Consider the following 25,859-nt stretch of genomic DNA (forward strand, 5'->3'; position numbering starts at 1 on the left):
CCGGCGCCCTTGCCGACCAGGGCGATCGGATGAAGAGATGTTATTCCTCCGGGCGTTGATAATGCCCGCGGCGCAGGCTCACCCACCGTGTCATTCCGGGCTCGCCTGCGGCGCCCCGACTGACGGGGTGTCGTACCCCCCAACCGAGAACCCGGCATGACCCCACCCTCCGGCCCGCCGAGCCGCCGCGCGCTCCTTGCGGGGTCCGCCTGCGCCGGCCTCGCCACAATGGCGCGGGCCGCGCCGTCCGGTTTCGGGCCCCTCGGCAGGCCGTCCTGGTCGGCCGACAGCCTCCAGGCGGCCGCCGCCGCCAAGGGGCTGACGTATGGCTGCGAGGTGCCGTTCCACCGGTTCGAATCGACCCCGGCGTACCGGCAGGCGGTTGCCCGGGAGTGCGGGATCCTGGTCTGCGGCACCGAGATGAAGATGGAGGAGGTGCTGCCCGCCCCCGGGCGCACCGATTTCGCCCGCGGCGACGCGATCCTGCGCTTCGCGCGGGCCAACGGCCAGCGGATGCGCGGGCACACCCTGGTCTGGCACGCGGCCCTGCCCCCCTGGGTCGCGCCGTTGCTCGGCCGGGCGAGCCCCGTCCAGGCCGAGGATTTCATGCGGCGCTGGATCGAGACCGTGGCCGGCCATTACCGGGGGCAGATTGTCGCCTGGGACGTGGTCAACGAGATCCTGGGCAACGAGGCCGACCCCGACCGGGGCGGGGGCCTGCGCGAGTCCCCCTGGCTCGCCGCGATGGGGCCCGGCTACGTGGACCGCGCCTTCCGGATCCTGCATGAGACCGACCCGGCCGCGGCCGGCACCTGGAACGAGGACGCGGTCGAGCAGGGCGCGCCCTGGATGGAGGCCAAGCGCACCAAGGTGCTGCGCCAGCTCGAGGCGATGCGGTCGCGCGGCGTGCCGATCCGGCGGTTCGGCCTGCAATCGCACCTCACCAGCACGGTCCCGATCGACCAGGGCCAGCTGCGGCGCTTCCTGCACGAGATCGGCCAGATGGGATTGGGGATCGCGGTCACCGAGCTCGACATCGACGATAGGGCGTTCCCGTCCGACGTGGCGAGCCGCGACCGCAGGGTGGCGGATTTCGCCCGCCGCTACCTCGACGTGGTCCTGGCCGAGCCCGCCCTGCTCGACGTGCTCACCTGGGACATCTACGACCCCGACACGTGGCTGAACGACCACCCCAACCGCAAGCGGCCGGACGGCCTGCCCCAGCGGGCGCTGCCGCTCGACGCGCAGTTCCGGCGCAAGCCGCTCTGGCACGCGATGCTGGACAGCTTCCAGGCCGCCCCGGACCATGCCGCCGCGCGCGACAGACTCAGGCGGGGGTGACGCGGGTGCGACGCCCGCCCTCAGACAGGGTCGGCTCCGGCGGGCGATCGGCCAGAAGCCTTCGGCGCAAGCGGGCGCAGGGGCGCTCGACCAGCCCGTACATCGCCCAGCACCAGAGCAGCGTCGGCGGGAAGGCCGCCAGCATCAGCCAGAACCCGTGCAGGGCCGGCGCCTGGTGCAGCACCCCCGCCACCACGGCCATGTGGGCCAGGTAGAAACTGTAGGACCACAGGCCGAGCTGGCGCATCGGCCGGGCCGCGAGCCACCGCACCGCCCGGCCCTCGCCGTGCAGCAGGTAGGCGAACGGCACGAACAGTGCCGCGCTCTGGAGGGTGTAGCGCAGGGTCTCGCGAAAGGCGGGATCGCGCACGGCCAGGGTCAGCAGGATCACCCCGAGGCTCGCGGCGACGTGCCAGGCCTGAGGCCGCCAGGCGCGGTCCCCCGGGATCACCGGGTTGTTCCACAGGCCGAGGCAGCAGCCGAACAGGATCGCGTCGATGCGGGTGTGGGTCCAGGAATAGTTCAGGCTGTAATCGGGCAGCCGCCAGACGTTGACGCAGCGGATCGCCAGCACCGCCGCGCAGAGCCCCAGGCAGGCCAGCGCCGCCCGGCGCGGTTGCAGGCGCCCGAGCCACAGGGCGTAGGCCAGGGGGAAGACCAGATAGAAATGCTCCTCGATGGCGAGGCTCCAGAGCGGCACCGGCAGCACCGCCTCGGTGCCGAACAGGCCGGGATAGTTGGTCAGGAACAGCACCTGGCCGAGCACGGCCGCCGGCGCGACCGGCATCCAGTCGAGGAGCCCCGCCGCGTAGAGCGCCCCGGCGGCGAGCAGGGTCAGGTAGAGCGGCGGCAGGATCCGCAGGCTGCGCCGGAGGTAGAAGGCCGACAGCGACACCCCGCCGGCGCGCGCGCGCTCGATCCGCAGCAGCGTCGTGATCAGGTAGCCGCTGAGGAAGAAGAACACCGTGACGCCGAAGCCCCCCGGCACCACGTGGCTGTAGCCGCAATGGGCCGCGAACACGATCAGGATCGCGAGCGCCCGCACCCCGTCGAGCTGGGGCAGATAGGGCATCGTGATCGGGACATCCCCGGTGCGCTGGGATCCGGACTCCGGCATGGCGGCGGCTGATCGTCCTTCACGGCACGGCCCGGCAGGGTGCGCCTTTTCCGCGCGAATCGATATCCGCCCCCGGGTCCGGAAGCGATCCCCCTCGGGGGATGGTGAACGGGCCCCGCCGCCAGGGGCGATTCACCGGAGGAGATTGGTAACCGTACCGCTCCATCATCCCGCCCGACCGCGCCGTCCCGGGCGCCGTCGGGAGTGTTGCGTATGGTCCCGACCCGTTTCCGCCTTCCCGCTCGCCTCGGCACCGGTCTCTCGGTGCTGGCGCTGCTCGGCGGCCCCGTGGCCGCGCTGGCGCAGGGCGCCCCGGCCCCGGCCGGACCCGCGGCGGCGGCGGCCCCGCCGCTCGCCGTCCCGGTCGTTGTGCCGCCGGCCCCGGAACCCGTGAAGAGTCCGGAGCCCAGGGCCCAAGGCGCGAAGGCCGAAGTGAAGGCCGACGCGAAGACCGACGCGAAGGCCGAAGTGAAGTCCGACGCGAAGACGCCCGAGAGCCGGCCGGTCGAGGCCAAAAGTTCCGAGGTCAAGCCGCCGGAATCCCCAAAGAAACCGCGCGAGCCGGCGCCGCTGGTCTACGCCAAGGTCTCCACCGACCCGACCCCGACGCTCACCGCCCGCACCTTCCTGGACACGCTGAAGGTGGCCGACCGCTACGCCGCCTTCGCGGAGGCCGGCGGCTGGGAGCGGCTGCCCGACGACCTGATCCGGCTGAAGCCCGGGGAGCGCAGCCCGGCGATCCCGTCGCTGCGCCACCACCTGACGCTCACCGGCGACCTGCCCGTAGACGCGCCGCCGAGCGACCGCCTCGACCCGCCGCTGGTGGCCGCGATCGCGGCGTTCCAGGGCCGCCACGGCCTGCCCGACAGCGGCATCCTGGGCCGGCTCACGATCAACGCCCTGAACGTGCCGGCCGCCACCCGGCAGCGCCAGCTCGCGGCTTCGGCGGCCCGGCTGATGGGTTCGAAATTCCCGTTCGGCGAGCGCTACGTCGTGGTCAACGTGCCCTCGGCCATCGTCGAGGCGGTGGAGAACGGCGTGGTGGCACGCCGCTACGTCGCGGTGGTCGGCTCCCCCGACAAGGCGACACCCACGGTGGAGACCCGGATCACCGACATCAACTTCAACCCGACCTGGACCGTGCCGGCCTCGGTGGTGAAGAACGAGATCATCCCGCAGATGCGCAAGAACCCGGGCTACCTCGCCCGGAACCACATCCGCATGCTCGGCCCCGCCGGCGAGGTCGACCCGACCCGGATCGACTGGGCCGGCAACAAGGCGGCGGCCTACACGCTGCGCCAGGATTCCGGCTTCGACAATTCGCTCGGCCAGGTGCGGATCGACATGCCGAACCGCTTTGCCGTCTACATGCACGACACGCCGGCCAAGTCCCTGTTCGCCGCCAACGTGCGCTTCCACAGCCACGGCTGCGTCCGGGTCGGGCAGGTGAAGGAGCTGGTCGGCTGGCTGCTGCAGGGCACCGACGGCCCCAACGGGCCCGGCACGAGCTGGGGGCCGATCGAGATCGAGACCGGCATCGCCGACGGAGAGCGCCGCGACATCAAGCTGGTCAAGCCGGTGCCGGTGACCTTCGTGTACCTGACGGGCTACGCCACACCGGACGGGACGGCGCATTTTCGCGATGACATCTACAACCTCGACACGCCGGCCACCGAGCCCTCCGCAACCGGGGCGATCGCGCCGGCCGCCGCTGTGCCGCCTGTAGCGACGCCGAAGCCAGCCGCGGCAACGCCTCCGAAGCCGGCGGTGTCCAAGCCGTCGGTCAGCAAGGCGACGGTTGTGAAGCCGGCAACGGAGGGCGGCAATCCGGACGCGCTGCAGCCGCCCCGCTGAAGCTGATCCGGTCGGTCGTCCGCAACATCCGAGCGACGACGATCCGTGACCGGGCGCGCTTGATGGCCCGCCCCGTCATCCCGGTGCCGCGAAGCGGAGCCCGGGATCCATAACCGCTGACAGCTCAAGCATTTGCACCGTCGGCGTCCCTGGGTTCCGGGCTCGCCTTCGGCGCCCCGGAACGACGCAGGTGTTTCGTCCTGCGAGCACCTTTTCCGAAATCGGCACCCTTCTCGGATGCCGCCCCTACCCCACCCCAAGCTCCAGCTTCACCTGCACCAGGCCCGGATCCTCCGGGTCCCGCCCCTGGCTGAACCCGAGGCGGCGGCAGACCGCCAGCATCGGGCGGTTCTCGGCCAGCACCATGCCCTCGACCCGGCCGACGCCCTCGGAGCGGGCCCAGTCGATCATCAGGCGCATCAACGCGAAGGCGAGGCCGGTGCCCCGCGCGTCGCGGCCGACCGCGATGGCGTATTCGCCGCTCTCGTGGTTGGCGTCGGCGTGCAGCCGGACGGCGCCGAGCATGCGCTCGCCGCCCTGCGGATCGACCTCGGTGGCCACGAACGCGATGGCCCGGGCGTAGTCGAGCTGGGTCAGCCGGGCGAGGAACGCGTGGCTGAACTCGCGCACAGGCCCGAAGAAGCGAAGCCGCAGGTCCTCCGGATCGAGGCCCTTGAAGAAGGCCAGGAACAGGCCCTCGTCCTCGGGGCGCACCGGGCGTACCCGGATCGTGCGGTCCTTGAGGTTGAGGGTGCGGACCCATTCCGCCGGATAGGGCCGGATCGCGAAGCGCGGGTGGCCGCGGCCCTGGCATCCCCGCTCCGCGCGGCCGATCCGGACCCGGGCGTCCAGCGCCAGCACGCCGGTCTCGTCGGCCAAGAGCGGGTTGATGTCGAGCTCGCGCACCTGCGGCAGGTCGGCGGCGAGCTGGGACAGCTTCACCAGGGTCAGGGCGATCGCCCCGAGGTCGGCGGCCGGCACGTCGCGGTAGCCTTCGAGGCGCCGGGCGACCCGGGTGCGGCCGATCAGATCGCGGGCGAGCGCGAGGTCGAGGGGCGGCAGACCGAGCGCGCGGTCGTCGATCACCTCTACCGCCGTGCCGCCTCGGCCGAACACCACCACGGGCCCGAACACCGCGTCCTCGGCGAGCCCGGCGATCAGCTCCCGGCGCTGGCCCCGCCGGACCATCGGCTGCACCGCGAAGCCGGTGACCCGGGCGTCCGGCCGCTCCCGCCGGGCGCGCGCGAGGATGCTGCGCGCGGCATCGCGGACGTCGGCCTCGCTGGTGAGATCGAGCCGGACGCCGCCGATATCGGATTTGTGCACCACGTCGGGCGAGACGACCTTGAGCGCCACCGTGCCGCCGGCCGCGATGATCGGCCAGGCCGCGGTCGCGGCGGAATCCTGGTCGGGGGCGAGGGTGATCGGCACGGTCGGGATGCCGTAGGCCTCGAGCAGCCCGTTCACTGCGACCGGGTCGAGCCAGGCCGCCCCCTGGCGCAGGGCGGCGGCCACGATCGAGCGGGCCCGGGCCGTGTCGGGGGAGAAATCCCGCGGCAGCGAATCCGGCGTGCGCATCAGGTCGTCCTGCGCCTCGCGATAGCGCACGAGGTGCAAAAACCCCTCGATCGCCTCAGAATCGGTGGCGAAATGCGGGATCCCGGCCCCCGCGAAGGCGGCGCGCGCCACCTCGGCATCGCCCAGCGACACCGCGAAGACCGGCTTCTTTCGGGTCTGGCCGGCGCGGGCGCGGGTGACCGTCTCGGCGATCGCCCCGGCCACCGCGCCGGCATCCGACCGGACCGTGGGGACGTGGATCGCCAGCACCGCGTCGCTGCTCCGGTCGGCCAGCAGCGGCGCCAGGGCGGCCGAGAAGGCCGGGCCGCCGGCATCGATGCCGAGATCGATCGGATTGCCGGCCGGCCGGCCCTCGGCCTCGGGGACCTCCGCCAGGATGCCCGCGCGGTCGGTCAGCCGGTCGGCGGCGAGCAGCCCGATGCCGCGGCCGTTGGTGAGGATCGCCAAGCGGTCCCCCGGGAACGGGCGCTGGCGCCCCAGGGCCTCGACCGCCGAGAACATCGCGTCGAGATCCGGCACGGCGAGCAGGCCGGCCCGGCGGAAGGCCGCGGCATAGACCGCGTCGGGCCGGGCGAGCGCGCCGGTATGGGTCACGGCCGCCCGCGTGTCCGGCCGGTGCCGGCCGGCGCGGAGCACCACCACGGGCTTGGCGCGGGCGGCGGCCCGGGCCGCGGACATGAAGCGCCGGGCGTCGGCCACGCGGTCGAGGCACAGCAGGATCGCCCGGGTGCGGTAGTCGGCGGCGAAATGGTCCAGGCAGTCGGCGACGCCGATATCGAGCACGCTGCCGAGCGACAGGACCGCGGAGAAGCCGGTCCCGTGCCGGGCGGCCCATTCGACGATGGCGGCCGCCACCGTGCCGGATTGCGAGACCAGCGCCAGGTCCCCCGCCGCCGGGGCGTGGGCGAACAGGCTGGCATCGAGCTTGGCGGCGGGCACCGCGAGGCCGGCGCCGTCGGGGCCGAGCAGGCGCAGGCCCCCCGCGCGGGCGATCCGGTGCGCCACCGGCCCGGGATCGTCCGGCCCGCGGCCGAGCCGGGCGGTGAGGATCACGGCCGCCCCGGCACCGATCGCGGCGGCCTGGGCGACCACTTCGGGCACGCTCGCGGGCGGTACCGCGATCAGCACGAGGTCCGGCACCACGGTGAGGTCGGCGACCCGCGGCACGCAGGGCAGGCCGTCCACGGATTCGTGATCCGGCTGGACCGGCAGGATCGCACCGGGAAACCCCGCCCGGCGCAGGCTGTCGAGCACGCTGCGCCCGAGGGAGCCCTCGCGGGCCACGGCGCCGACCAGCGCGACCGAGCGCGGCGCCAGGAGCTTGTCGAAGCGGTAGGTGCTCACGGCGCCGAAGGCCCGAATCTGTGCGCGCGCATGGGGGCCCTCGCCTGGGTGACGCGCTTGGGCAAGGCGTGCCAAGGCGCGCCCGCCACCCTACCAGATGGCACAATCTCCCGCAGGTGCAACGCCCGGATGCACCGATGCCGCGCAGGATCCGCGCCAGCCGCCACGGGATGAGCCGGCTTTGTACAGTATCCGACAATGCAGGCTGCTATCACGATGGCTGTTGTGATCGCTTATAAATTGGTCTTGCCCTTATATTGATCACATCATAGTACCTGCCGCTTTATAGGCCTGTATCAGCCTCGATAGACACAGATTCCGGCCGGCACACGCCGAACGATGGCGGCCGAGACGAAGCGACGGGAGGTTTCGGGATGGACGCCACGGTCGGAGAGGACCTGGATTATCTGACGCTGTCCGTCGGCATCGTGTCGGCCTTCGTGAGCAACAACCCGGTGCCGGTGCCGGAGCTGCCCGGGCTGATCGCCGCGGTCCACGCCACCCTGCACGGGCTGAGCCAGCCGCCGGCGCCGCCGGTGGAGGAGCTCCGGCCGGCGGTCTCGGTGCGGCGCTCGATCCAGCCCGACTACCTGGTGTGCCTGGAGGACGGGAAGAGGTTCAAGTCGCTCAAGCGGCACCTGCGCACCCGGTACGACCTGACGCCCGAAGCCTACCGGGAGAAGTGGGGGCTCGCCCCCAACTACCCGATGGTGGCACCGAACTACGCCGCCGCGCGCTCGAGCCTCGCCAAGAGCATGGGGCTCGGCCACCAGCGCCGGAAGGGCCAGACGGGCTAGGCCCGCGGGCCGGCGTCCACAGCTTTCCCGCCGGGATTCAGCATCGGGCAAGGGGCGCTTGCCAGGGTCGGCGGGCTCATCCGCGACCCGAGATCCGATGCCCGGCAAGCCCAACCCCGTCGCCCGCCTGTTCTGGACGGCCGTGATCGGCTGCCCGCTCGGGCTCTGGTACGGACCGCCGGCCTTCGCGGCCACGGGGCTCGCCCTCGTGCTGGTCCTCGGGCGCCACCTCGGACGGCCCCGCCGGTTCCGGGCCCGGGTGCGCCGGATCGCCCGGGCCCACGGCGAGACCCTGGCGCTGCGACGGCGGCAGGAGAGCTTTTCCGACGCCTACGGCAACCGGATCGAGGATGGCTGGCTGCGGGAGCGGGCGTACTTCCTCGACCGCACCGTCCTGCCGCAGGTCGGGCCGCGGTTTGCCGACCTCGCCGAGTCGGAGCGCGCCCGGATGCTGGCGATCGTGGAGGCGGAGGCCGCCGCCATCGCGCTGCCCGAGGAGGACGAGGCGCCGGGCGACGGGATCAATTACGAGCGCTACTGCGCCGACCGCCTGGCCCGGGCGGGCTGGCGGGCGCACCGGACCCCGCCGAGCGGCGACCAGGGCGCCGACATCGTGGCCGTGCGCGACGGGCTCCGGCTGATCGTGCAGTGCAAGCGGTTGGCCAAGCCCGTCGGCAACGCCGCCGTGCAGGAGGCGGCGGCCGCCCTGCGCTACTGGGCCGGCGACCGGGCCGCGGTGGTGTCGAATGCCGGCTTCACCCCGGCGGCGCGCCGCCTGGCGGCGGCGACCGGCGTGCTGCTCCTGCACCACGACGCGCTGGACGACATCGACCTCGCCGGCGCGCACCGGGCGTAGCGGGGGCGGGTTCCGAGATCCAGAAGGGCCGAGGCCCTTCGGCGAGGTATCGGGGCGCGAAGCCCCGATGGCCTCAGAGGACCTTGAGCAGCGCCTCGGCGCCGGACGCCTCGGCCTTCGAGGGGGTCTCCTCGACGTTGAGGATCTTCACCACGCCGTCCTCGACCAGCATCGAATAGCGCTTGGAGCGGATCCCGAGGCCGAAGCCGGTGCCGTCCATCTCCAGGCCGATGGCCTTGGCGAAGTCGGCGTTGCCGTCGGCCAGGAATTCCAGGCCCTCGGCATCGCTGGCCTTCGACCACGCGTCCATCACGAACACGTCGTTGACGCTGGTGACCGCGATGGCGTCGACGCCGCGGGCCGTGATCTCGTCCTTCTTCGAGACGAAGCCGGGCAGGTGGTTGCGGTGGCAGCTCGGCGTGAAGGCGCCCGGCACGCCGATCAGCACCACGCGGCGGCCCTTGAACACGTCGTCTGTGGTGCGGGCGAGCGGGCCCTCGGGGCCAGTCACCCGGAAGGTGGTCTGGGGCAGGTGATCGCCGACCTGAATCATCGCGGGTCCCTCGTTGCTGCGCGCTCCGATCGCGCGCTGAACAATCGCGGCTGACCTAGCGTGGTGGACCGCGCCTGTCGAGGACGGTCGGGCGCCGACGCGCTCAAGGCCCCAGGAGCTTGATGAAGGCGGCGCCGGCGCCGAAGAAGGCCGCGCCGGCAGCCATGCCCGAGAACGCGACCTGCCAGGGTGCCAGCGCCCGGTCGCGGCCGAGCTTGGCCGCCTCGGCCGACATCTTGAGCTGCTCTGTGGCCAGCTTGGCTGCCTCGGCCATCAGCTTGCGCTGCTCGGCGACGAACTTGCCCGTCTCCTCCTGCGCCCGCTGGATCTGGGCGCGCTGTGCCTCGATGTCGAAGGCAGCCGGGGATGCAGCGTCCGTCATGGGACGCCTCCTTCTCGCGGCCAGATCAGGCCTGTGCAAATTCCAATGCCCGGGGGCGAGGATATATAGCGATCCGCCCGCAGATTCGACAGCGCCTTTCCAGCCGGGTAGGGCCGGGGCGGCGCGCGCTTTGTCCGCTGGACAAGGCGAGGGGGCCGCGTAGCATACGCGCATGTCGAACCCAGCCTCGCCCGCGCAATCCGCGCTCACCGGCTCGAGCTTCCTCGACGGCCAGTTCCTCGTGGCGATGCCCGGGATGGCCGACGATCGCTTCGCCCGCTCGGTGATCTACGTCTGCGCCCATTCGGCCGACGGCGCGATGGGCATCATCGTCAACAAGGCGGCCACCGACATCAGCATGCCGGACCTGCTGGTCCAGCTCGACGTCGCCCCGGAGGCGGACGCGATCCGGCTGCGCGAGCGGGTCGGGCACATGCCGGTGCTGATGGGCGGCCCGGTGGAGGGGCGGCGCGGCTTCGTGCTGCACACCGACGACTTCCACATCCAGCAATCGACGCTGATCATCGACGACGGCATCTGCCTCACCGCCACGGTCGAGATTCTGCGCGCCATCGCGAGCGGCGAGGGCCCGGCCAGCGCCGTGCTGGCGCTCGGCTATGCCGGCTGGCAGGCGGGGCAGCTCGAGAGCGAGATCATGGCCAACGGCTGGCTCAACTGCCCGGCCGACCCGGCGCTGATCTTCGACACCGACCTCGACGCCAAGTACGAATTGGCCCTGCGCGCCAACGGCATCGACCCCGCCATGCTGTCGATGACCGCCGGGCGGGCCTGACTCGTCGGCCCGAACGGCGGCTGCCGGCTTTCGGAACACGACGGTGCGAGAACACGGATCTGGCGCGTCGTGCCGGTTCCGATGTCCGGGACGATGCTCCAGGGTCCAGACCCAATCGGCTTGACCGTGCGCCGATCCGTTGAGGATGGATTTCCGCCGATCCGCTTCTGAGCGGCAGGGCTTGGAAGCGGCCCTTCTCTTCGTGCGGGCTTTCGATCAGTTCGGCAGGAGTCCCGCCTCTTGATAGCTCCTCACCAACGAGTCGAACAGACTTACGTCCGAACGGCTTCGAGCGATGATCTGAGCTCCGGCCACAGCAGCATAGATGGCACGGGCTCTCGTCTCCCCGTCCTTTGGCTCAACGAGTTTCGCGGCAACCAGCTGCTCGCGTAGCCAGGCCGTATTGACGTCTGCAAAAGACTGGACCTCCTTCAGGACCTGCTCAGGCAACGCGTCACACTCTGTCGCCATGAAGCTGCTGAGGCACATGCGATTGTTGCGCTGCAGAGAGAGGCGAAAAATGCCGGGATATTGCCGCAGCGCGTCCATCGGGCTTTGCGCATCCGTTGAAATAGCTTCAAGAGCGCGGGCAATGTCTTCCCAATAGCGGCGCGCGACTGCCTCGCCGAGGATGGCCTTATTGGCGAAGTAGTAGTTGATGCTGGCGGCCTTGATGCCAACGGCCTCCGCGAGGTCACGGAAATTGATACCGCCGTATCCATAGGCCATCGCCGCCTCCCTGGCGGCCACGAGGATCGCCTCGCGCACATCCCTCTTCAACGTCGCTGCCATGTTCAACCTCCACCTGTCATATGACAGACAGGGGTTGACGGCACAAGAAGCCGGTCTTAGCTTGCAATCTGTCAACTGACAGACAGGCAAGCTCTTCAGGAAAGCGCGACGACGATGCCCGACAAGCTCAAGCTCTTCACCTCACCCTCGGCCTTCCCGAACCCGCAGCGTCTGCGGATCTTCATGCACGAGAAGGGCATCGCCGATCACTTCGACGAGACGGTCTACGACATGTCACCGGTCGGCGAGCAGCGCGGTTGGAAGCACCTGAAGATGAACGCTTGGGGCGAGACACCGACCCTCGCGCTCGCCGACGGCTCTTACTTGAGCGAGACCTCCGCCATCGCCCGCTACCTCGACGACACGTTCGAAGGCCGCAAGATCATGGGAGAGACGGCGCACGAGCGCGGCCTCGATCAGATGTGGGACAACCGGGTGTGGGTGCACATCCTCTATCCCATCGTCACCGCATTCCATGTCCTGCATCAGGGCCTGGGCCCGAAGCTCGAACTGACCAGCAATCCGGCCTGGGGCGAGCATTCCCGCAAGGTGGCACTGGCGCATGCCGGGCTCGTCGATCGGCATCTCGCCGACGGCCGTGCGTGGCTGCTGGGAGGCGATCAACCGACGTTCTCGGACATCACGCTGGCGACGGCGATCGCGTTCTCCAAGTTCCCGGTGAACGCCACTCCGCTCGATGAGCGCTTCGAGCATCTCGATGCCTTCTGGCGGCGCTGGCAGTCTCGGCCGACCTTCATCGCTGCCTATGCGGACAGGAGCAGCGGTGTGCCGGAGATCGACAACCGGACGTGAGCGCCCAGTGGTCGGTCCCGGCCAGGGTCCGACCGCAATCCTGCCCGAGGCGGTCATCATGCCTTTCGCACGTATCGATTTGATCGCGGGGAAAAGCCCCGAGTACCGCGCTGCCGTGGCGGACATCGTCGATCAAGGCATCGTCGACATCCTCGAAGCGCCTGATGGCGACCGCTTCGTAGTTATCGGCGAGCACAAAGCCGATAATCTTCTCTATGATCCGCAATGTCTTGGCTTCGGCCGGTCTCCGAACTTCATTTCGATCCAGGTGACGAGCACTGCCGGCAACAAGAACGAAACCAAGTTCGCCTTCTAACGCTTCGTTGCCGACGACCTGAAATCGAAATTGGGGGTCCGACCTGACGACATCATGATCAACATGGTCTTTGTCGAGAAGGAGGACTGGTCGTTCGGTGATGGTCAGCCGTGGTAACGACTTCCGATATCACCGCGGCCCACAACTGAAGGGCCGCGGATTGATGACCGCTTTGGGGAAGCGCCGACGGCGGTTCGGGCGGCTGCGTTGGGTCGCAAGCAGCCCTTCGCACGGCCGGGCCCGACCGGATCTTGACCCTATTCCGGCGGCATCTCGCCGGCGGTGTCCGGGTTCACCCCGTCGACGGCCGGCTCCGCGGCGGGCCTGGGCCGGGACCGGCGCGGGGCCGCCGCGGCGGTCGGAACCGCCGTGTTGGCGCCCAGGCGGGTGGCGAGCGCCAGGGCCCGGTTCTCGGTGACCCGCAGGTGGCAGAAGCCGTGCGTGCCCTCGCGGGCGTAGTTGCGGCAGAGCTGCTCCCGGTCGGCCGAGAAGGCCGCCTGCTCGCTCACAATCGGGCGCACGTCCTCGCGCCGGGCGCGCTGGGTCATCAACTTGTAATTGTCGCGTACCGCCTTGTCGGCGACGCCCCGGCCGGTGTCGAACTCCCCGGCCCGGGGGATCAGGCTAGCGCCCGCCGGCCCCCACAGCCCCACGGGGGTGGTCGCGCAATCGGCATTCGAGAAGGTGCAGATCGGTCCCTGGCCCAGCGACGTGACCAGGATCCCGCCTTCGACCACGTCGAAGCGCAGCGGGCACTCGGCCCCGGCAGCCTCGAAGCGCGGCGCGCCTTCGGGCTTGCCCTCGGAGGACAGGGTAATGGGGTTGCCGTTGGCGAGCGGCACCGTGCAGGATTCCGCCGGCTGCGAGATCTTGGTGCCGGGCAGCTTGATCCGCGCCGTGACGGCGGTGCCGGCCCGCTCCAGCTTCAGGGTGCCGGACATGCCGTTGAGCTGGAGCTCCGGCCCGATCACCCCGTCCTCGGAGGGGGCCTTCAGCACCACCGGGCGGGCGGGGCCGGAGCGGGCCGGCTCGCCTCGAGGGGCGACGATGGGGCGGGGCCGGGCTCCCCGGGGCGGGGCCGCGGGCGGACCCTCGGGCACGCCGCGGGGCGGCACCGGCGGCCGTTCGGGCTTGATCCCGAACAGGCGCTCGAAGAAGTTCTGGGCCTGCGCCGGCGGGGCGCCGAGCAGCGCGGGAACCGCGATCGCGGCCGCCAGGACGGGGAGCAGGCGGGGGAGCAGGAGGCTGCGGGTCCGAGGCATCTGGCTCTGACGAGAGGACGAGGTGGCGGGGCCACGCTCAACCCCTTGTCGAACCGTTAACACGCCATCGATGGCCTTGACGTGGCAGCAGAGCAACAAAATGCATCGACGCCATTCGGGTAGGGCCGGCGTCACGGCAGGATTTTTCAGGAGCGCCAACGCGTTGGCAGAAAATCCGATCGCCGGGGCCAACGGGCCGGCTTTGCCTTGCGAGCCCGTCCGGGGGTTCTTATATCGCCCTCGACGCGGGATTACGCGCTGGATTTCAGCCGTTCACGGCCCTTGATCCGGCCCGGGTCCCATACTCACATCACATGCACATCCGCCATGGGCCGAGCTGCTTCGGGGCTCGGCGGTCTGCTTGAACGCGACAGAAGAGGGATCCCACCATGGGTAAAGTTATCGGTATCGATCTGGGCACCACCAATTCGTGCGTGGCCGTCATGGAAGGCACGCAGCCCCGGGTCATCGAGAATTCTGAAGGCGCCCGCACCACGCCGTCGATCGTCGCCTTCACGGACGACGGCGAGCGGCTCGTCGGCCAGCCGGCCAAGCGCCAGGCGGTCACGAACCCCGAGCGCACGTTCTTCGCCATCAAGCGGCTCGTCGGGCGCACCTTCGACGACCCGATGACCCAGAAGGACAAGGGCCTCGTCCCCTACACGATCGTCCGCGGCGACAACGGCGACGCCTGGGTCGAGGCCGACGGCAAGAAGTATTCGCCCTCGCAGATCTCCGCCTTCACGCTCCAGAAGATGAAGGAGACCGCGGAGTCGCATCTCGGCCAGCCGGTCACGCAGGCGGTCATCACGGTCCCGGCCTACTTCAACGACGCCCAGCGCCAGGCGACCAAGGACGCCGGCAAGATCGCGGGCCTCGAGGTGCTGCGCATCATCAACGAGCCGACCGCGGCCGCCCTCGCGTACGGCCTCGACAAGAAGAAGGCCGGCACCATCGCGGTCTACGACCTCGGCGGCGGTACCTTCGACGTGTCGATCCTCGAGATCGGCGACGGCGTGTTCGAGGTGAAGTCCACCAACGGCGACACCTTCCTGGGCGGCGAGGACTTTGACAACCGCGTGGTCGAGTACCTGACCGCCGAGTTCAAGAAGGAGCAGGGCATCGACCTGACCAAGGACAAGCTCGCCCTCCAGCGCCTCAAGGAGGCCGCCGAGAAGGCGAAGATCGAGCTGTCCTCGGCCACCCAGACCGAGATCAACCTGCCCTACATCACCGCCGACCAGACCGGCCCGAAGCACCTCGCGCTGAAGCTCAGCCGGGCGAAGTTCGAGTCGCTGGTGGACGACCTGGTGCAGCGCACGATCGAGCCCTGCCGCAAGGCGCTCAAGGATGCCGGCGTGTCGGCCTCCGAGATCGACGAGGTGGTGCTGGTCGGCGGCATGATCCGGATGCCCAAGATCCAGGAGGTGGTGAAGTCCTTCTTCGGCAAGGAGCCGCACAAGGGCGTCAACCCCGATGAGGTCGTGGCGATCGGCGCCGCCGTGCAGGCGGGCGTGCTCCAGGGCGACGTCAAGGACGTGCTGTTGCTCGACGTGACCCCGCTGTCGCTGGGCATCGAGACGCTGGGCGGCGTGTTCACCCGGCTCATCGACCGCAACACCACGATCCCGACCAAGAAGTCCCAGACCTTCTCGACGGCGGAGGACAACCAGAACGCCGTCACGATCCGGGTCTTCCAGGGCGAGCGCGAGATGGCGGCCGACAACAAGCTGCTCGGCCAGTTCGACCTCGTCGGCATCCCGCCGGCACCCCGCGGCATGCCGCAGATCGAGGTGACCTTCGACATCGACGCCAACGGCATCGTCAACGTGACGGCCAAGGACAAGGCGACGAACAAGGAGCACCAGATCCGCATCCAGGCCTCGGGCGGCCTCTCGGACGCAGACATCGACCGGATGGTGAAGGACGCCGAGGCCAACGCCGAGGCGGACAAGAAGCGCCGCGAGCTGGTCGAGGTGAAGAACCAGGGCGAGAGCCTGGTCCACGCCACCGAGAAGTCGGTCGCGGAGTACGGCGACAAGGTCCCGGCCGCCGACAAGGGCGCGATCGAGACCGCGATGACCGCGCTCAAGACCGCGCTCGAGGGCGAGGACGTCGAGACCATCAAGGCCCGGACCACGGACCTGATGCAGGCCTCGATGAAGCTCGGCGAGGCGATGTACAGCGCCAACCAGCAGGGTGCCGGCCCCGAGGCCGGTGCCGAGGCGGGCGCCTCCGAGAAGAAGGACGACGTCATCGACGCCGACTTCCAGGAGGTCGACGAGAAGGACCAGAAGAAGCGCGCCTGAGGCGTCGTTTCGACAGGACCGTGCGGGGCCGGAGCGATCCGGCCCCGCCTCTGCTTGTGAGACGCGCTGTTGCGCGGGCGCCGCAGGACCCGGATATCGTCCGAATTCAACCTCGGACCGGCCGGCTCATGCTAGAGCGCCGGGGTCGCCACGATCGCGGCGATGCCTCGGCCCGCTCACCCTGCTCGAGACCGCCCCCTGAACGGCCCGCCCCGGCGGGTCCTGGGGACAGGTCCAGGGAACACAGCGCCTTCTGAGTGTCCGGAGACTGGGTGGGATGTCGAAGCGGGACTATTACGAGATCCTGGGATGCGCCAAGACCGCGACGGAAGGTGAGCTGAAGGTCGCCTTCCGCAAGCTCGCGATGACCTTTCATCCCGACCGCAATCCCGGCGACAAGGAAGCCGAGATCAAGTTCAAGGAATTGAACGAGGCCTATCAGTGCCTCTCGGACGGGCAGAAGCGCGCGGCCTACGACAAGTTCGGCCACGCCGCCTTCAGCCAGGGTGCGGGCGGCCCCGGATTCGGAAACGAGTTCGGCGACTTCATGTCGGACATCTTCGACAACTTCTTCGGCGACGGCCGGGGCGGCGCCCAGCGCGGCCGTGGCGGCGGGACGCCGGGCCGCGAGCGCGGCTCAGACCTGCGCTACAACCTCGAGATCACCCTCGAAGAGGCCTTCATCGGCAAGGCCGAGACGATCCGGATCCCGACCTCGGTGACCTGCGAGGCCTGCGATGGCTCGGGCGCCAAGCCGGGCTCGAAGCCGCGCGCCTGCCCGACCTGCGCGGGCTACGGCCGGGTGCGGGCCGCGCAGGGCTTCTTCGCCATCGAGCGGACCTGCCCGAACTGCCACGGCCGCGGCGAGATCGTCGACGACCCCTGCGCCACCTGCCAGGGCGCCGGCCGGGTCAACCGCGAGCGCACGCTCTCGATCAACGTGCCGGCGGGCGTCGATGACGGCCTGCGCATCCGGCTGGCCGGCGAGGGCGAGAGCGGGCTGCGCGGCGGCCCGCCCGGGGACCTCTACGTGTTCCTGTCGATCAAGCAGCACGAGTTCTTCCAGCGCGACGGCGCCGACCTGTTCTGCCGGGTGCCGATCTCGATGGTCACGGCGGCGCTCGCGGGCGAGATCACCGTGCCGGTGATCGACGGCTCGCAGACCCAGGTGCGGATCCCGGCCGGGACGCAGACCGCCAAGCAGTTCCGGATCAAGGGCAAGGGCATGCCGGTGCTCCGCTCCCGGGAGGTCGGCGACCTCTACATCCAGGTCTTCGTCGAGACCCCGCAGAACCTGACCAAGCGCCAGCGCGAGCTGCTGCAGGAGTTCGACCAATCGGCCTTGCCGGAGAATCACCCGGAATCAGCGGGCTTCTTCGCCAAGGTGCGGGATTTCTTCGGCAGCGCCGTTCGACCCTAGGAACGCCGATCCGACGCGCTCGCCGGGGTCGAATCGGCATCCCGGTCGGCGGCGGGCGCGTTGGGCCGGATCCGAACCGGTGCACGCCCGTTATGCATCCGGCGAGCGTGGCATGCTTACCCTAGGCGCCGGCCCGGCTTGACTGTAAGACGGCTCGTTGCCTTAGCCTTCCATTCCCATCGGCTTCGAGGAATCCAGGACTTGCCGCCGCTCCGCCGTCCCAGTGCGAAGGCCCCTGCCGCCAGGGGGGACAATCTTGGGCCGCGGCGCGACCCCCTGGAGGACGAAGCCCGCTTCCTCCGTTCCTGGTTCGAGCGGCCGCTCGTGACCGGCGCCGTAACCCCGTCCGGCAAGATGCTGGCCCGGACCATGGCGTCCTACGTCGATCCGCGCCGCGAAGGCCCGGTGGTCGAGCTCGGCCCCGGCACCGGCCCGGTCACGGAGGCGCTGATCCGCCGGGGCATCGCGCCCTCGCGGCTGATCCTGGTGGAGTTCAACCCGGATTTCTGCCGCCTGCTGACCCGGCGCTTCCCGGGTGTGACCGTGATCCGCGGCGATGCCTACGACATGCGCGCGACCCTCAAGACGGCGCTGGCCCAGCCCGCCGCCGCGACCATCTCGAGCCTGCCGCTGTTCACCAAGCCGCTGGAGCAGCGCCTCGACCTGCTCAACGCCGCCCACGACCTGATGCAGCCGGGCGCGCCATTCGTGCAGTTCACCTACGCGGTGGTTCCGCCGATCCCGGCCCGCTGCGAGGCCGGCAGCTACACGGCGGACCGCTCGAACCGGGTCTGGCTGAACCTGCCGCCCGCGCGGGTCTGGGTGTATCGCCGGCCGTAGGACACCTCTTGTTGCCACCAACTGTCCCATCGAGCGGAACGCCGCGCCGCGCGGAGCCCTCGGTTGCTTCGCTGAGCTGCGCTGACAGGCCTGCATCGGACCGAGCCGGCGTTCAGCTCTTCATCCGGAGGCATGCGCCGCGGACCTTGCTGACGGTCCCCCCTCGTCTGGCGAAGCGTTTGCACCCAGGTTAGGTCAGTGCGGCGCGCCCGCCGCGCTGCACCCGCGCACGACACCAGGGAGCCGCTCTTTTGGCCACGATCATCCCCGTTGCCTCGTTCGACTGCGTCGTGTTCGGCGCCACCGGCGATCTCACGGCGCGCAAGCTGCTGCCGGCGCTGTTCTACCGGTTCCGGGACGGGCAGATCCCGCAGACCAGCCGAATCATCGGCGCCTCGCGCTCGGAGCTGTCCACCGACGCGTTCCGGGAGCATGCGAGGGACGCGCTCAAGCGCTTCGTGCCCGCCTCGGACCTCGCCGAGGATGCGCTCCACGCCTTCCTCGACCACGTGGATTACGTCGCGGTGGACGGGGCCGGCGAGAGCGGCTGGGCCGACCTCGTGGCCAAGCTCGACGAGCGGCCCGACCAGGTCCGGCCCTATTATCTCGCCACCTCGCCCGACCTCTACGGCTCGATCTGCCGCAACCTCGCCGCGCACGGGCTCGTGGGCGAGAAGTCGCGGGTCGTGCTGGAGAAGCCGATCGGCAAGGATCTGAAATCGGCCCGTGCGATCAACGACGCGGTCGGCGAGGTCTTCCCCGAATCGCAGATCTTCCGGATCGACCACTACCTCGGCAAGGAGACGGTGCAGAACCTGCTGTCCCTGCGGTTCGCCAACACGATCTTCGAGCGGCTCTGGACCTCGGACGTGATCGACCACGTCCAGATCACCGTGGCCGAGACGGTCGGGGTCGAGGGCCGGGCCGGCTACTACGACACCTCGGGCGCGATGCGCGACATGCTGCAGAACCACATCCTGCAGCTCCTGTGCCTCACCGCCATGGAGAGCCCGCTCAATCTCGAGGCCAACTCGGTGCGCGACGAGAAGCTGAAGGTGCTGCGCGCCCTCAAGCCGATCACCGCCCACGACATCCAGTTCGCCACGGTCCGCGGCCAGTACGTGGCGGGCGCCGTCGACGGCAAGCCGGTGGAGGGCTACCTCGCCGAGCTCGGCCACGAGAGCCGGACCGAGACCTTCGTGGCCATGAAGGTCGAGATCCAGTCCGGGCGCTGGGCCGGGGTGCCGTTCTACCTGCGCACCGGCAAGCGCCTGCCGCAGAAGCTGTCGGAGATCGTGGTCCAGTTCCGGGCCTCGCCGTTCTCGATCTTCCCCGAGGAGGCGTTCGGGCGCGAGCCCAACCGCCTCGTGATCCGCCTGCAGCCGCAGGAGGGCATGAAGCTCGAGGTGATGACCAAGGATCCGGGCCCCGGTGGCCTGCGGCTGCGCCCGACCGACCTCGACATCTCCTTCGAGGAGACCTTCAAGCAGCGCTACCCGGACGCCTACGAGCGCCTGCTGATGGACGTGGTCCGGGGCAACGCCACCCTGTTCATGCGCCGCGACGAGGTCGAGGCTGCCTGGGCCTGGGCCGACGGCGTGCTCAAGGCCTGGGCCGACCGTCCGGAGGCGCCGCGGCCCTACCCGGCCGGGAGCTGGGGGCCCACCGCCGCCATCGCGCTGATCGAGCGCGACGGGCGGACCTGGCACGAGGAGCTGCGGTAACGGCGCGGCGGCTTACGGCCAAGCTGCCTTGATGCGGTCAAGCCGGATGACGAGATTGGTCCCCGCCGCCGGTCACCGCCCCGCGAGAGGGCGGGCCCGGCCTCGCACGAGGGATCATCGCATGCTGAACACGGATCCAGGCATGGCCGGCTCGGCCGAACGCCGGCTGGAGCGCTCGGTCGACGCCGCCCTGCGGGTCATCGCGGCCGCCCATGTCGAGCGGCAGGCGCCGCCGATCTCCGCCGCCCGCCGCCGCCTGAGCGAGGTCTACGGCGCCACCCGCCTCGCAAAACGCCTGGAGCGCGAGCGGCGCAGCGCCTGAGCAGGGATCATCAGACCACCGCGTCCCAAGTCTCGCTGAGCGGCTCGCTGAGCGGCGTGGTTTTGCGGATCAGCCGCACCCGCAGCACGATGTCCCCCGCCGGCATCGGCTGGGGCGGCCGCCACTCCACGTAGACGCGCCAGCCGCCGGTCTGCGGCACGAAGTTGGCCACCGGCTCGTGCAGCGTGCCGGCGCTGGCCGAGACCTCCGCGGCGACCGCCTCGTCCGGACCCTTCGGCAGTGACGGACCCTCGAAATCGATCATGCAGAGGCGCCGCTCCGGCCTCGGCGGGACGGTCGGGCGCAGGCGCTCGGCCGAACCGAACCGGGTCTCGGTGACCCGGGCGAGCGCGGGTTGCGGGATCGCGTCCGCGGGCTCCGCCCCCACGGTGGTCAGGCCGTAGGCGAGACGCAGGGCCGTGCCCGGCTGCACCTGATCGGCCGGCGCGAAGGCCGCCACGATGTTATCCATGTACTCTTCGTCCGAGGGGATCTCGTAGAGCTGCACGGCGCCCTCCGCGAAGGCACGCCCTTGGTCGGGCGACACCCACAGGCCGGGCCGGGCCTCCTGGCGCGCCTCCACGTCCAGATAGGCGGCAAAGCTCCGCTCCCGCTGCAGCAGCCCGAACCCGGTGAGCGGCTTCGCCCCGAAGGCCGAGATCTGCGGCTGCCGGCGTCCGTTGACCAGCGGCCGCCACAGCCGGTCGCCCGGGGTGGCGACGCACAGCCCATCGGAATCGTGCACCTGCGGGCGGAAGTCGTCGAACGGCTTGGCGCCCCGGGTGCCGGGCCCGTTCTGGCCGTACAGGAACATGCTGGTGAGCGGCGCCAGCCCGAGCCGCGGGATCGCGGTGCGCGGGTGGAGCGACGCGGTGACGGCGATCCGCGCCGGGTCTCCGGGGGTGATCACGAACCGGTAGGCGCCGGACACGCTCGGGCTGTCGAGGAGCGACAGCACCGTGAGGGCGCGCGCCTCCGGCTCCGGCTCGCACAGCCAGTGGGCGACGAAGTCGGGAAACTCCTCTCCCTCCGGGGCGCCGGTGCCGATGGCGAGCCCCCGGGCCGAGAGCCCGTATTCCTGGCCGGCCGCGCGCAGCCGGAAATAGGAGGCGCCGAGGAAAACCAGGAACTCCTCCTGGAAGCCCTCGGACCGCCAGGCCGGCATCTCCGGGAAGGCGTAGTGCAGGCGGAAGCCCGCGAAGCCGAGATCGGCCGGAAAACTCTGGCCGGCGAGACGCCCGCCGAGGTCGAACAGCCGGCTCTCGTACGGGATCGGCCGGGCCGGGCCGGTGCGCGGCTGGAGGTAGAGCGCCACGCGCTTGCGCTGCAGGAACCCGCGGTGGAACAGCTGCGCGCTGAAATGGCGGCCCAGCGGCACCCCCTCGGATGGCCGGAAGACGATGCTCCGGTAGCCGTCGTAATCCAGCCCGGTCAGCGCGGGCGGCAGCTCGCTGGGCGGGGCCGCGTAGGGGGCGGCCGCCAGGCGCTCGGCCTGCGCCACCAGGGTCTCGAAGGTCATCGGGGCGTCCTCGGAAGCCCCGGAGACCGGTCCCTGCGGCTGAAGCGCCGGTCCGGCCCATGTTCGGGCGCCATTCAGATCTATAGCGCTAGGTAGAATACTGCCGGCAGCCGCGGTCAGGGCCGTCCTGAGAACGCGGCGTCGGGAGGGGGGATCGATCCGTTCGGCCTCCGGCTGCCTGTGCGGCCGGGTCGGCTGCGTGTCCTCGCCCCGCATATCGGTGTCCACGCTCATCGGTTCCCGCCCGCCCGCGGCGAGGCAGCCGGCAGGCTTCCACGGTCGAGTTCCTCGCGCCATGTCCTCACGCGTCCCCTCCTCACGCGTCACCGCCTCCGCCGAGCGGCCGCACCGGAACGCCTGTCCGGGCATTCCCGATCCCCAGCCTGTATGGACCGGCGCGGTTCCCCCCGAACCCGAGGCCTGGGCCGGCCGCCGCCGGGCCCTGCTGGCCCGGCGCCTCGCCCTGGCGGTCCCGAGCCTCGCCACCGGGGCGGTCTCGCATGGCTGGCGGCCACCGCCTACCCGGCCGGCGGCAGCCCGCTGGCCTGGACCCTCCTGGTCCTGTTCGGCCTGCTGATGGGCTGGCAGGCGTTTGTCGCCTGCCAATACGTCTACGGGCTCGTGGCCACGCTCCTGGGCGACCGGGCGAAGTCGGTGCTGGAGCGCCGGGCGGAGGCCGCCGAAGCGCCCGCCGCGGGCTCCGGCCGGACCGCCGCCGTGGTGGCGATCCACGCCGAGGACGCGGTGGCGGTGTTCGCCAGGCTCCGGGTGATGGCCCGCTCGCTGGCGCGCGAGCAGGCGCAGGGCTCGGGGAAAGCCATCGACATCTTCGTCCTGTCGGACACCCGGGACGGCGCGATCGCGGCCGTCGAGGAACACGAATTCGCCCGCATCCTGGCCTGGGCGGAGGCCGACCCGGCCCTGCCGCGGATCCGCTACCGCCGCCGGACCGAGAACACCGGCCGCAAGGCCGGCAACATCGGCGCGTTCTGCCGCAGCCACGGCGCGGACTACGCCTACATGATCGTCCTCGACGCCGACAGCCTGATGACCGGCGCCGCCATGACCCGGCTCGTGGGCCTGATGGACGAGAGCCCCCGCACCGGCCTGATCCAGACCGTCTCGTACGCGGCGGGCCGGGACACGCTGTTCGCCCGGATCCAGCAATTCGCCGTGCGCCTCTACGCGCCGCTGGCCCTGCGCTGCCTCGAGACCTGGCAGGGCCCTGAGGGCAGCTACTGGGGCCACAACGCGATCCTGCGGATCGAGGCCTTCGCGCAGAACGCGCAGCTGCCTGTCCTGCCCGGCCGGGCGCCGCTCGGCGGCGAGATCCTGTGCCACGACATCGTCGAGGGCGCCCTGATGGTCCGGGCCGGCTGGGAGGTTCGCCTGCTGCCCGAGATGGGCGGGACCTGGGAGGAGATGCCCACGAACCTCGTCGACCTGCTCGGCCGCGAGCGCCGCTGGTGCCAGGGCAACCTGCAGCACCTGCGCGTCCTGCCCTGGGCCGGGCTGCACGCGGCCAGCCGCTGGCACCTCGCGGTCGGCATCCTGGCCTACGGCATGCTGCCGCTCTGGATCGCCTTCCTGGGTCTGGCCTCCTGGCAGGCGGCCCGCACCGGCGACCTCGGCCTGCTCGCCTACGGGCTGACCGGCCACGGCGCCGCCGCCCACGGCCTCGCCGCCCTCAGCCTCGCCGTGCTGGCGCTGCCCAAGGTCCTGAGCCTCGGCCACGTCCTCGCCTCGCCCGGGCGCCGGGCGGCGTTCGGCGGCACCCGGGCGCTGCTGGCGAGTGCCGCCCTGGAGCAGGCCGTGTGGGTGATCCTGTGGCCGGTGCTGACCCTGTTCACCGCCGGCGCCGTGGTCTCGACCTTCCTGGGCCGGGTGGTGCGCTGGGAGACCCAGGACCGCGACGACCGGCAGGTCTCCTGGTCGGAGGCGTTCCGGCTGCAGGCCGACGCCGTGGTGGTCGGGGCGCTGATCGTCTTCGCCCTGGTCTGGGCCGGCGATGCCTGGCTCGGCCTGTGGCTGGCGCCCCTGGCGCTCGCGCTGCTCACGAGCCCGGCGCAGAGCGTCTGGACCAGCCGGGCCGATCTCGGCCGCGCCGCCCGGGCCCGGGGCCTGTTCCTCACCGCCGACGACACCGCGCAGGCGCCCGAGCTGGCCGAGCTGAGCCAGATCCGCGGCCTCCCGGCCGCCGCGCCGGCCCTCGTCCGCGCGGCGGCCCTGGAGCCCACGATCTGGCTCGCCGCCGACGAGGCGTGAGCGTCGGCGCTGGACCGGGGCGGGTACGCGTAAACGCCCCGGCCCATCCCGCGCTTATGGCCAAGCTGCCACAGTGTTGCCATCGAGTCACGGAGGGGCGGAACCGGCCGAGCGGGGCGGTTTGAGACTTGGTTTTGGGACGCGAGCGTTTACCCCTTGGCGAGGATCGGCACGGCATCGTGCCCCAGTAATTCGCTGCGTTCCCACTCCATTTCGCGCCTGCCCCGAGAGGCTTTGATGCGTCGTTTCCTTCCCGCCCTCGTAGGGCTCTTCGGCGCGGTCGCCTGCACCGCGCCGGCGTTCGCCTACGAGATCGACCCGCTGACCCGTCAGCCTCTGAACGATGCACTGTCCGTGCGGGTGCGTCCGCAGGCCGTCGAGACCGTGGCGGTACCGGTGGCCAACGCCTCCCTCAACCCGGCCGACCCCATGGACGCGGCGGTGCCGCAGATGTCGGCGATCGCGCGCGAGACCGTGGCGTATAGCGGCCCCTACGGCGCCGGCACGATCGTGGTCTCCACGGCCGAGCGGCGGCTCTACTACGTGATGGGCGGCGGCCAGGCCCTGCGCTACGGCGTCGGCGTCGGCCGTCCGGGCTTCACCTGGGGCGGCGTGCAGACCATCACGATGAAGCGCGAGTGGCCGGATTGGCGTCCGCCGTCGACCATGCTGCGCCGCCGGCCCGACCTGCCGCGCTACATGAAGGGCGGGATCGAGAACCCCCTCGGCGCCCGCGCCATGTATCTCGGCGGCTCGATCTACCGGATCCACGGCTCGAACGAGCCGGAGACCATCGGCACCGCCGTCTCCTCGGGTTGCATCCGCATGACGAACGACGACGTCACCGACCTCTACACCCGCGCCAAGGTCGGCACGAAGGTCATCGTCCAGCGCTGATGTTTTGGGACTTTTTGGATGGGGCCGGCCGCGAGGCCGGCCCTTTTGCGTTCAGGCCTCAGGCAATGTCACCAGCGCGTCGGGGCGCTTCACCTCGATCTCGATGAACGCGATCGGGTGCTCCGACCCGTTCATCACGTCGTGCCGGATTCCGGCCGGGCGCATGTAGGATTGCCCGGCCGCCAGCAGGGTCTCGCTGACCGCCGCCCCGTCATGGACGCGCAGCACGCCCTCGACCAGCATCACCACGAAATACGGCCAGCCGTGCTCGTGCCAGCCGGTCACCGCCCCGGGCGAGAAATCCCAGCGGGTGATGCGGACCGTGGCATCGTCCTGCTGGATCGTGGGCACTGCGGGGATCGTGCAGGTGAAGGCCATGGTGGCTCCGGGGCTGGCGGGACGTCCGGCTCGCACCGAACGTCCAAAGATGAGGATGCGATCGTCGGCCGAAGAGCCGGTCAGATCTGAACGCCCGATCGGCCCGACCGCGCGTCACGGCGCTCCCGGCATCGAGGAGGGGGCACGGGCACCATGGCGGATTCCGATGATGACGACTTCGTCTTCGGAAGCCTCGTAGAAAATTAAATACGGGTGGGGTCGCACTGCGATGTGCCGGAGATTTTTTAGGCTCGTCAACCGGCCGCTTCTCGGCTGATCCAGAAGGAAATCGAGGACAATCTGGATCCGGCCCTGAACGCGTCGTGCCCCTTGAGGCGATGCCTGCGCGATCTCCGAGAGCACACGCTCAAGTTCCGCCGCCGCATC

At 70.7% G+C, this 25,859-nt stretch carries 21 protein-coding genes and 2 pseudogenes; 14 read left to right on the plus strand and 9 right to left on the minus strand.

The features are described 5' to 3' along the window. Window positions 1-156 precede the first annotated feature (156 nt). Window positions 157-1,341: an endo-1,4-beta-xylanase gene (locus FVA80_RS26175; RefSeq protein ID WP_147910257.1), complete on the plus strand. Its 1,185-nt coding sequence runs from the start codon at window positions 157-159 to the stop codon at window positions 1,339-1,341. On the opposite strand, the gene FVA80_RS26180 is transcribed toward FVA80_RS26175, so the two are convergent. After that, the gene (locus tag FVA80_RS26180; RefSeq protein WP_147910256.1) at window positions 1,328-2,458 is read right to left on the minus strand and encodes an acyltransferase; all 1,131 of its coding nucleotides are present in this window, start codon (window positions 2,456-2,458) and stop codon (window positions 1,328-1,330) included. The two genes, FVA80_RS26175 and FVA80_RS26180, sit on opposite strands and share 14 nt — an antisense overlap. 213 nt (window positions 2,459-2,671) lie before the next feature. On the opposite strand from FVA80_RS26180, the gene FVA80_RS26185 reads away from it, so the two are divergent. Further along, window positions 2,672-4,312, plus strand: coding sequence for a L,D-transpeptidase family protein (locus tag FVA80_RS26185; protein ID WP_147957899.1), 1,641 nt, complete (start codon window positions 2,672-2,674; stop codon window positions 4,310-4,312). 246 nt (window positions 4,313-4,558) lie between these two features. Here FVA80_RS26185 and FVA80_RS26190 read toward each other — a convergent pair whose 3' ends face one another. Next, window positions 4,559-7,234, minus strand: a complete 2,676-nt coding sequence (locus tag FVA80_RS26190) for a bifunctional acetate--CoA ligase family protein/GNAT family N-acetyltransferase (RefSeq protein WP_147957900.1) — start codon at window positions 7,232-7,234, stop codon at window positions 4,559-4,561. 374 nt (window positions 7,235-7,608) lie between these two features. Here FVA80_RS26190 and FVA80_RS26195 point away from each other — a divergent pair, with 374 nt between their 5' ends. Together FVA80_RS26195 and FVA80_RS26200 are read left to right on the plus strand one after the other, a co-directional pair. Further along, window positions 7,609-8,031: a MucR family transcriptional regulator gene (locus FVA80_RS26195; protein WP_147910521.1), complete on the plus strand. Its 423-nt coding sequence runs from the start codon at window positions 7,609-7,611 to the stop codon at window positions 8,029-8,031. A gap of 97 nt (window positions 8,032-8,128) precedes the next feature. Then, on the plus strand, window positions 8,129-8,887 hold the full coding sequence (locus FVA80_RS26200; protein ID WP_147910520.1) for a restriction endonuclease: 759 nt from the start codon (window positions 8,129-8,131) through the stop codon (window positions 8,885-8,887). A gap of 73 nt (window positions 8,888-8,960) precedes the next feature. On the opposite strand, the gene FVA80_RS26205 is transcribed toward FVA80_RS26200, so the two are convergent. Both FVA80_RS26205 and FVA80_RS26210 read right to left on the minus strand, forming a co-directional pair. Then, entirely contained in the window at window positions 8,961-9,440 is a 480-nt protein-coding gene (locus tag FVA80_RS26205; protein ID WP_147910519.1) for a peroxiredoxin, read from the minus strand. Between the two features lie 103 nt (window positions 9,441-9,543). Beyond that, the gene (locus FVA80_RS26210; protein WP_147910518.1) at window positions 9,544-9,822 is read right to left on the minus strand and encodes a hypothetical protein; all 279 of its coding nucleotides are present in this window, start codon (window positions 9,820-9,822) and stop codon (window positions 9,544-9,546) included. 172 nt (window positions 9,823-9,994) lie between these two features. On the opposite strand from FVA80_RS26210, the gene FVA80_RS26215 reads away from it, so the two are divergent. Next, a complete protein-coding gene (locus tag FVA80_RS26215) occupies window positions 9,995-10,615 on the plus strand; it encodes a YqgE/AlgH family protein (RefSeq protein ID WP_147910517.1) in 621 nt (206 codons plus the stop codon). 216 nt (window positions 10,616-10,831) lie between these two features. Here FVA80_RS26215 and FVA80_RS26220 read toward each other — a convergent pair whose 3' ends face one another. Continuing rightward, complete coding sequence (locus tag FVA80_RS26220) at window positions 10,832-11,407, minus strand: TetR/AcrR family transcriptional regulator (RefSeq protein ID WP_147910516.1); 576 nt, start codon at window positions 11,405-11,407, stop codon at window positions 10,832-10,834. 114 nt (window positions 11,408-11,521) lie between these two features. On the opposite strand from FVA80_RS26220, the gene FVA80_RS26225 reads away from it, so the two are divergent. After that, window positions 11,522-12,220 carry a glutathione S-transferase C-terminal domain-containing protein gene (locus tag FVA80_RS26225; RefSeq protein ID WP_147910515.1) on the plus strand — a complete coding sequence of 233 codons (699 nt, stop codon included), beginning with the start codon at window positions 11,522-11,524 and terminating at the stop codon, window positions 12,218-12,220. A gap of 58 nt (window positions 12,221-12,278) precedes the next feature. Next, window positions 12,279-12,653: pseudogene (locus FVA80_RS26230) on the plus strand (tautomerase family protein). Window positions 12,654-12,793: 140 nt separating this feature from the next. Here the strand turns inward: FVA80_RS26230 and FVA80_RS26235 are convergent. After that, window positions 12,794-13,798 (minus strand): hypothetical protein, encoded by a 1,005-nt coding sequence (locus FVA80_RS26235; protein ID WP_147957901.1) that lies wholly within the window; start codon window positions 13,796-13,798, stop codon window positions 12,794-12,796. 389 nt (window positions 13,799-14,187) lie between these two features. Here FVA80_RS26235 and dnaK point away from each other — a divergent pair, with 389 nt between their 5' ends. The 5 genes from dnaK to FVA80_RS26260 all read left to right on the plus strand — a co-directional run bounded on the left by dnaK (window position 14,188) and on the right by FVA80_RS26260 (window position 20,413). Further along, on the plus strand, window positions 14,188-16,107 hold the full coding sequence (gene dnaK / locus FVA80_RS26240; RefSeq protein ID WP_147909614.1) for a molecular chaperone DnaK: 1,920 nt from the start codon (window positions 14,188-14,190) through the stop codon (window positions 16,105-16,107). A gap of 277 nt (window positions 16,108-16,384) precedes the next feature. Beyond that, window positions 16,385-17,527, plus strand: coding sequence for a molecular chaperone DnaJ (dnaJ, locus tag FVA80_RS26245; RefSeq protein ID WP_147909613.1), 1,143 nt, complete (start codon window positions 16,385-16,387; stop codon window positions 17,525-17,527). A gap of 201 nt (window positions 17,528-17,728) precedes the next feature. After that, window positions 17,729-18,367, plus strand: coding sequence for a phospholipid methyltransferase (locus tag FVA80_RS26250; protein ID WP_147909612.1), 639 nt, complete (start codon window positions 17,729-17,731; stop codon window positions 18,365-18,367). Between the two features lie 251 nt (window positions 18,368-18,618). Continuing rightward, entirely contained in the window at window positions 18,619-20,091 is a 1,473-nt protein-coding gene (zwf, locus tag FVA80_RS26255; RefSeq protein WP_147909611.1) for a glucose-6-phosphate dehydrogenase, read from the plus strand. Window positions 20,092-20,212: 121 nt separating this feature from the next. Next, window positions 20,213-20,413 carry a hypothetical protein gene (locus tag FVA80_RS26260; RefSeq protein WP_147909610.1) on the plus strand — a complete coding sequence of 67 codons (201 nt, stop codon included), beginning with the start codon at window positions 20,213-20,215 and terminating at the stop codon, window positions 20,411-20,413. Between the two features lie 10 nt (window positions 20,414-20,423). Here the strand turns inward: FVA80_RS26260 and FVA80_RS26265 are convergent, their stop codons facing one another. Next, window positions 20,424-21,932, minus strand: a complete 1,509-nt coding sequence (locus tag FVA80_RS26265) for a glucan biosynthesis protein (protein WP_147909609.1) — start codon at window positions 21,930-21,932, stop codon at window positions 20,424-20,426. A gap of 295 nt (window positions 21,933-22,227) precedes the next feature. Here FVA80_RS26265 and mdoH point away from each other — a divergent pair. Next, window positions 22,228-24,197 (plus strand): annotated as a pseudogene (mdoH, locus tag FVA80_RS26270) (glucans biosynthesis glucosyltransferase MdoH). A gap of 237 nt (window positions 24,198-24,434) precedes the next feature. Continuing rightward, a complete protein-coding gene (locus FVA80_RS26275) occupies window positions 24,435-25,094 on the plus strand; it encodes a L,D-transpeptidase (protein WP_147909607.1) in 660 nt (219 codons plus the stop codon). A gap of 51 nt (window positions 25,095-25,145) precedes the next feature. Here the strand turns inward: FVA80_RS26275 and FVA80_RS26280 are convergent, their stop codons facing one another. Beyond that, window positions 25,146-25,472: a cupin domain-containing protein gene (locus FVA80_RS26280; RefSeq protein WP_147909606.1), complete on the minus strand. Its 327-nt coding sequence runs from the start codon at window positions 25,470-25,472 to the stop codon at window positions 25,146-25,148. Window positions 25,473-25,586: 114 nt separating this feature from the next. Continuing rightward, a complete protein-coding gene (locus FVA80_RS26285; protein WP_246692469.1) occupies window positions 25,587-25,835 on the minus strand; it encodes a type II toxin-antitoxin system RelE/ParE family toxin in 249 nt (82 codons plus the stop codon). Window positions 25,836-25,859 lie beyond the last annotated feature (24 nt).

The organism is Methylobacterium sp. WL1, from assembly GCF_008000895.1.
In the GTDB taxonomy this organism is placed as follows: Bacteria; Pseudomonadota; Alphaproteobacteria; order Rhizobiales; family Beijerinckiaceae; genus Methylobacterium.

Bases quoted from the DNA above. Each gene is read 5' to 3' on its own strand.
- FVA80_RS26175 (WP_147910257.1), top strand. From the start codon at position 157: ATGACCCCACCCTCCGGCCCGCCGAGCCGCCGCGCGCTCCTTGCGGGG.
- FVA80_RS26180 (WP_147910256.1), bottom strand. From the start codon at position 2,458: ATGCCGGAGTCCGGATCCCAGCGCACCGGGGATGTCCCGATCACGATG.
- FVA80_RS26185 (WP_147957899.1), top strand. From the start codon at position 2,672: ATGGTCCCGACCCGTTTCCGCCTTCCCGCTCGCCTCGGCACCGGTCTC.
- FVA80_RS26195 (WP_147910521.1), top strand. From the start codon at position 7,609: ATGGACGCCACGGTCGGAGAGGACCTGGATTATCTGACGCTGTCCGTC.
- FVA80_RS26200 (WP_147910520.1), top strand. From the start codon at position 8,129: ATGCCCGGCAAGCCCAACCCCGTCGCCCGCCTGTTCTGGACGGCCGTG.
- FVA80_RS26205 (WP_147910519.1), bottom strand. From the start codon at position 9,440: ATGATTCAGGTCGGCGATCACCTGCCCCAGACCACCTTCCGGGTGACT.
- FVA80_RS26210 (WP_147910518.1), bottom strand. From the start codon at position 9,822: ATGACGGACGCTGCATCCCCGGCTGCCTTCGACATCGAGGCACAGCGC.
- FVA80_RS26215 (WP_147910517.1), top strand. From the start codon at position 9,995: ATGTCGAACCCAGCCTCGCCCGCGCAATCCGCGCTCACCGGCTCGAGC.
- FVA80_RS26220 (WP_147910516.1), bottom strand. From the start codon at position 11,407: ATGGCAGCGACGTTGAAGAGGGATGTGCGCGAGGCGATCCTCGTGGCC.
- FVA80_RS26225 (WP_147910515.1), top strand. From the start codon at position 11,522: ATGCCCGACAAGCTCAAGCTCTTCACCTCACCCTCGGCCTTCCCGAAC.
- FVA80_RS26235 (WP_147957901.1), bottom strand. From the start codon at position 13,798: ATGCCTCGGACCCGCAGCCTCCTGCTCCCCCGCCTGCTCCCCGTCCTG.
- dnaK (WP_147909614.1), top strand. From the start codon at position 14,188: ATGGGTAAAGTTATCGGTATCGATCTGGGCACCACCAATTCGTGCGTG.
- dnaJ (WP_147909613.1), top strand. From the start codon at position 16,385: ATGTCGAAGCGGGACTATTACGAGATCCTGGGATGCGCCAAGACCGCG.
- FVA80_RS26260 (WP_147909610.1), top strand. From the start codon at position 20,213: ATGCTGAACACGGATCCAGGCATGGCCGGCTCGGCCGAACGCCGGCTG.
- FVA80_RS26265 (WP_147909609.1), bottom strand. From the start codon at position 21,932: ATGACCTTCGAGACCCTGGTGGCGCAGGCCGAGCGCCTGGCGGCCGCC.
- FVA80_RS26275 (WP_147909607.1), top strand. From the start codon at position 24,435: ATGCGTCGTTTCCTTCCCGCCCTCGTAGGGCTCTTCGGCGCGGTCGCC.
- FVA80_RS26280 (WP_147909606.1), bottom strand. From the start codon at position 25,472: ATGGCCTTCACCTGCACGATCCCCGCAGTGCCCACGATCCAGCAGGAC.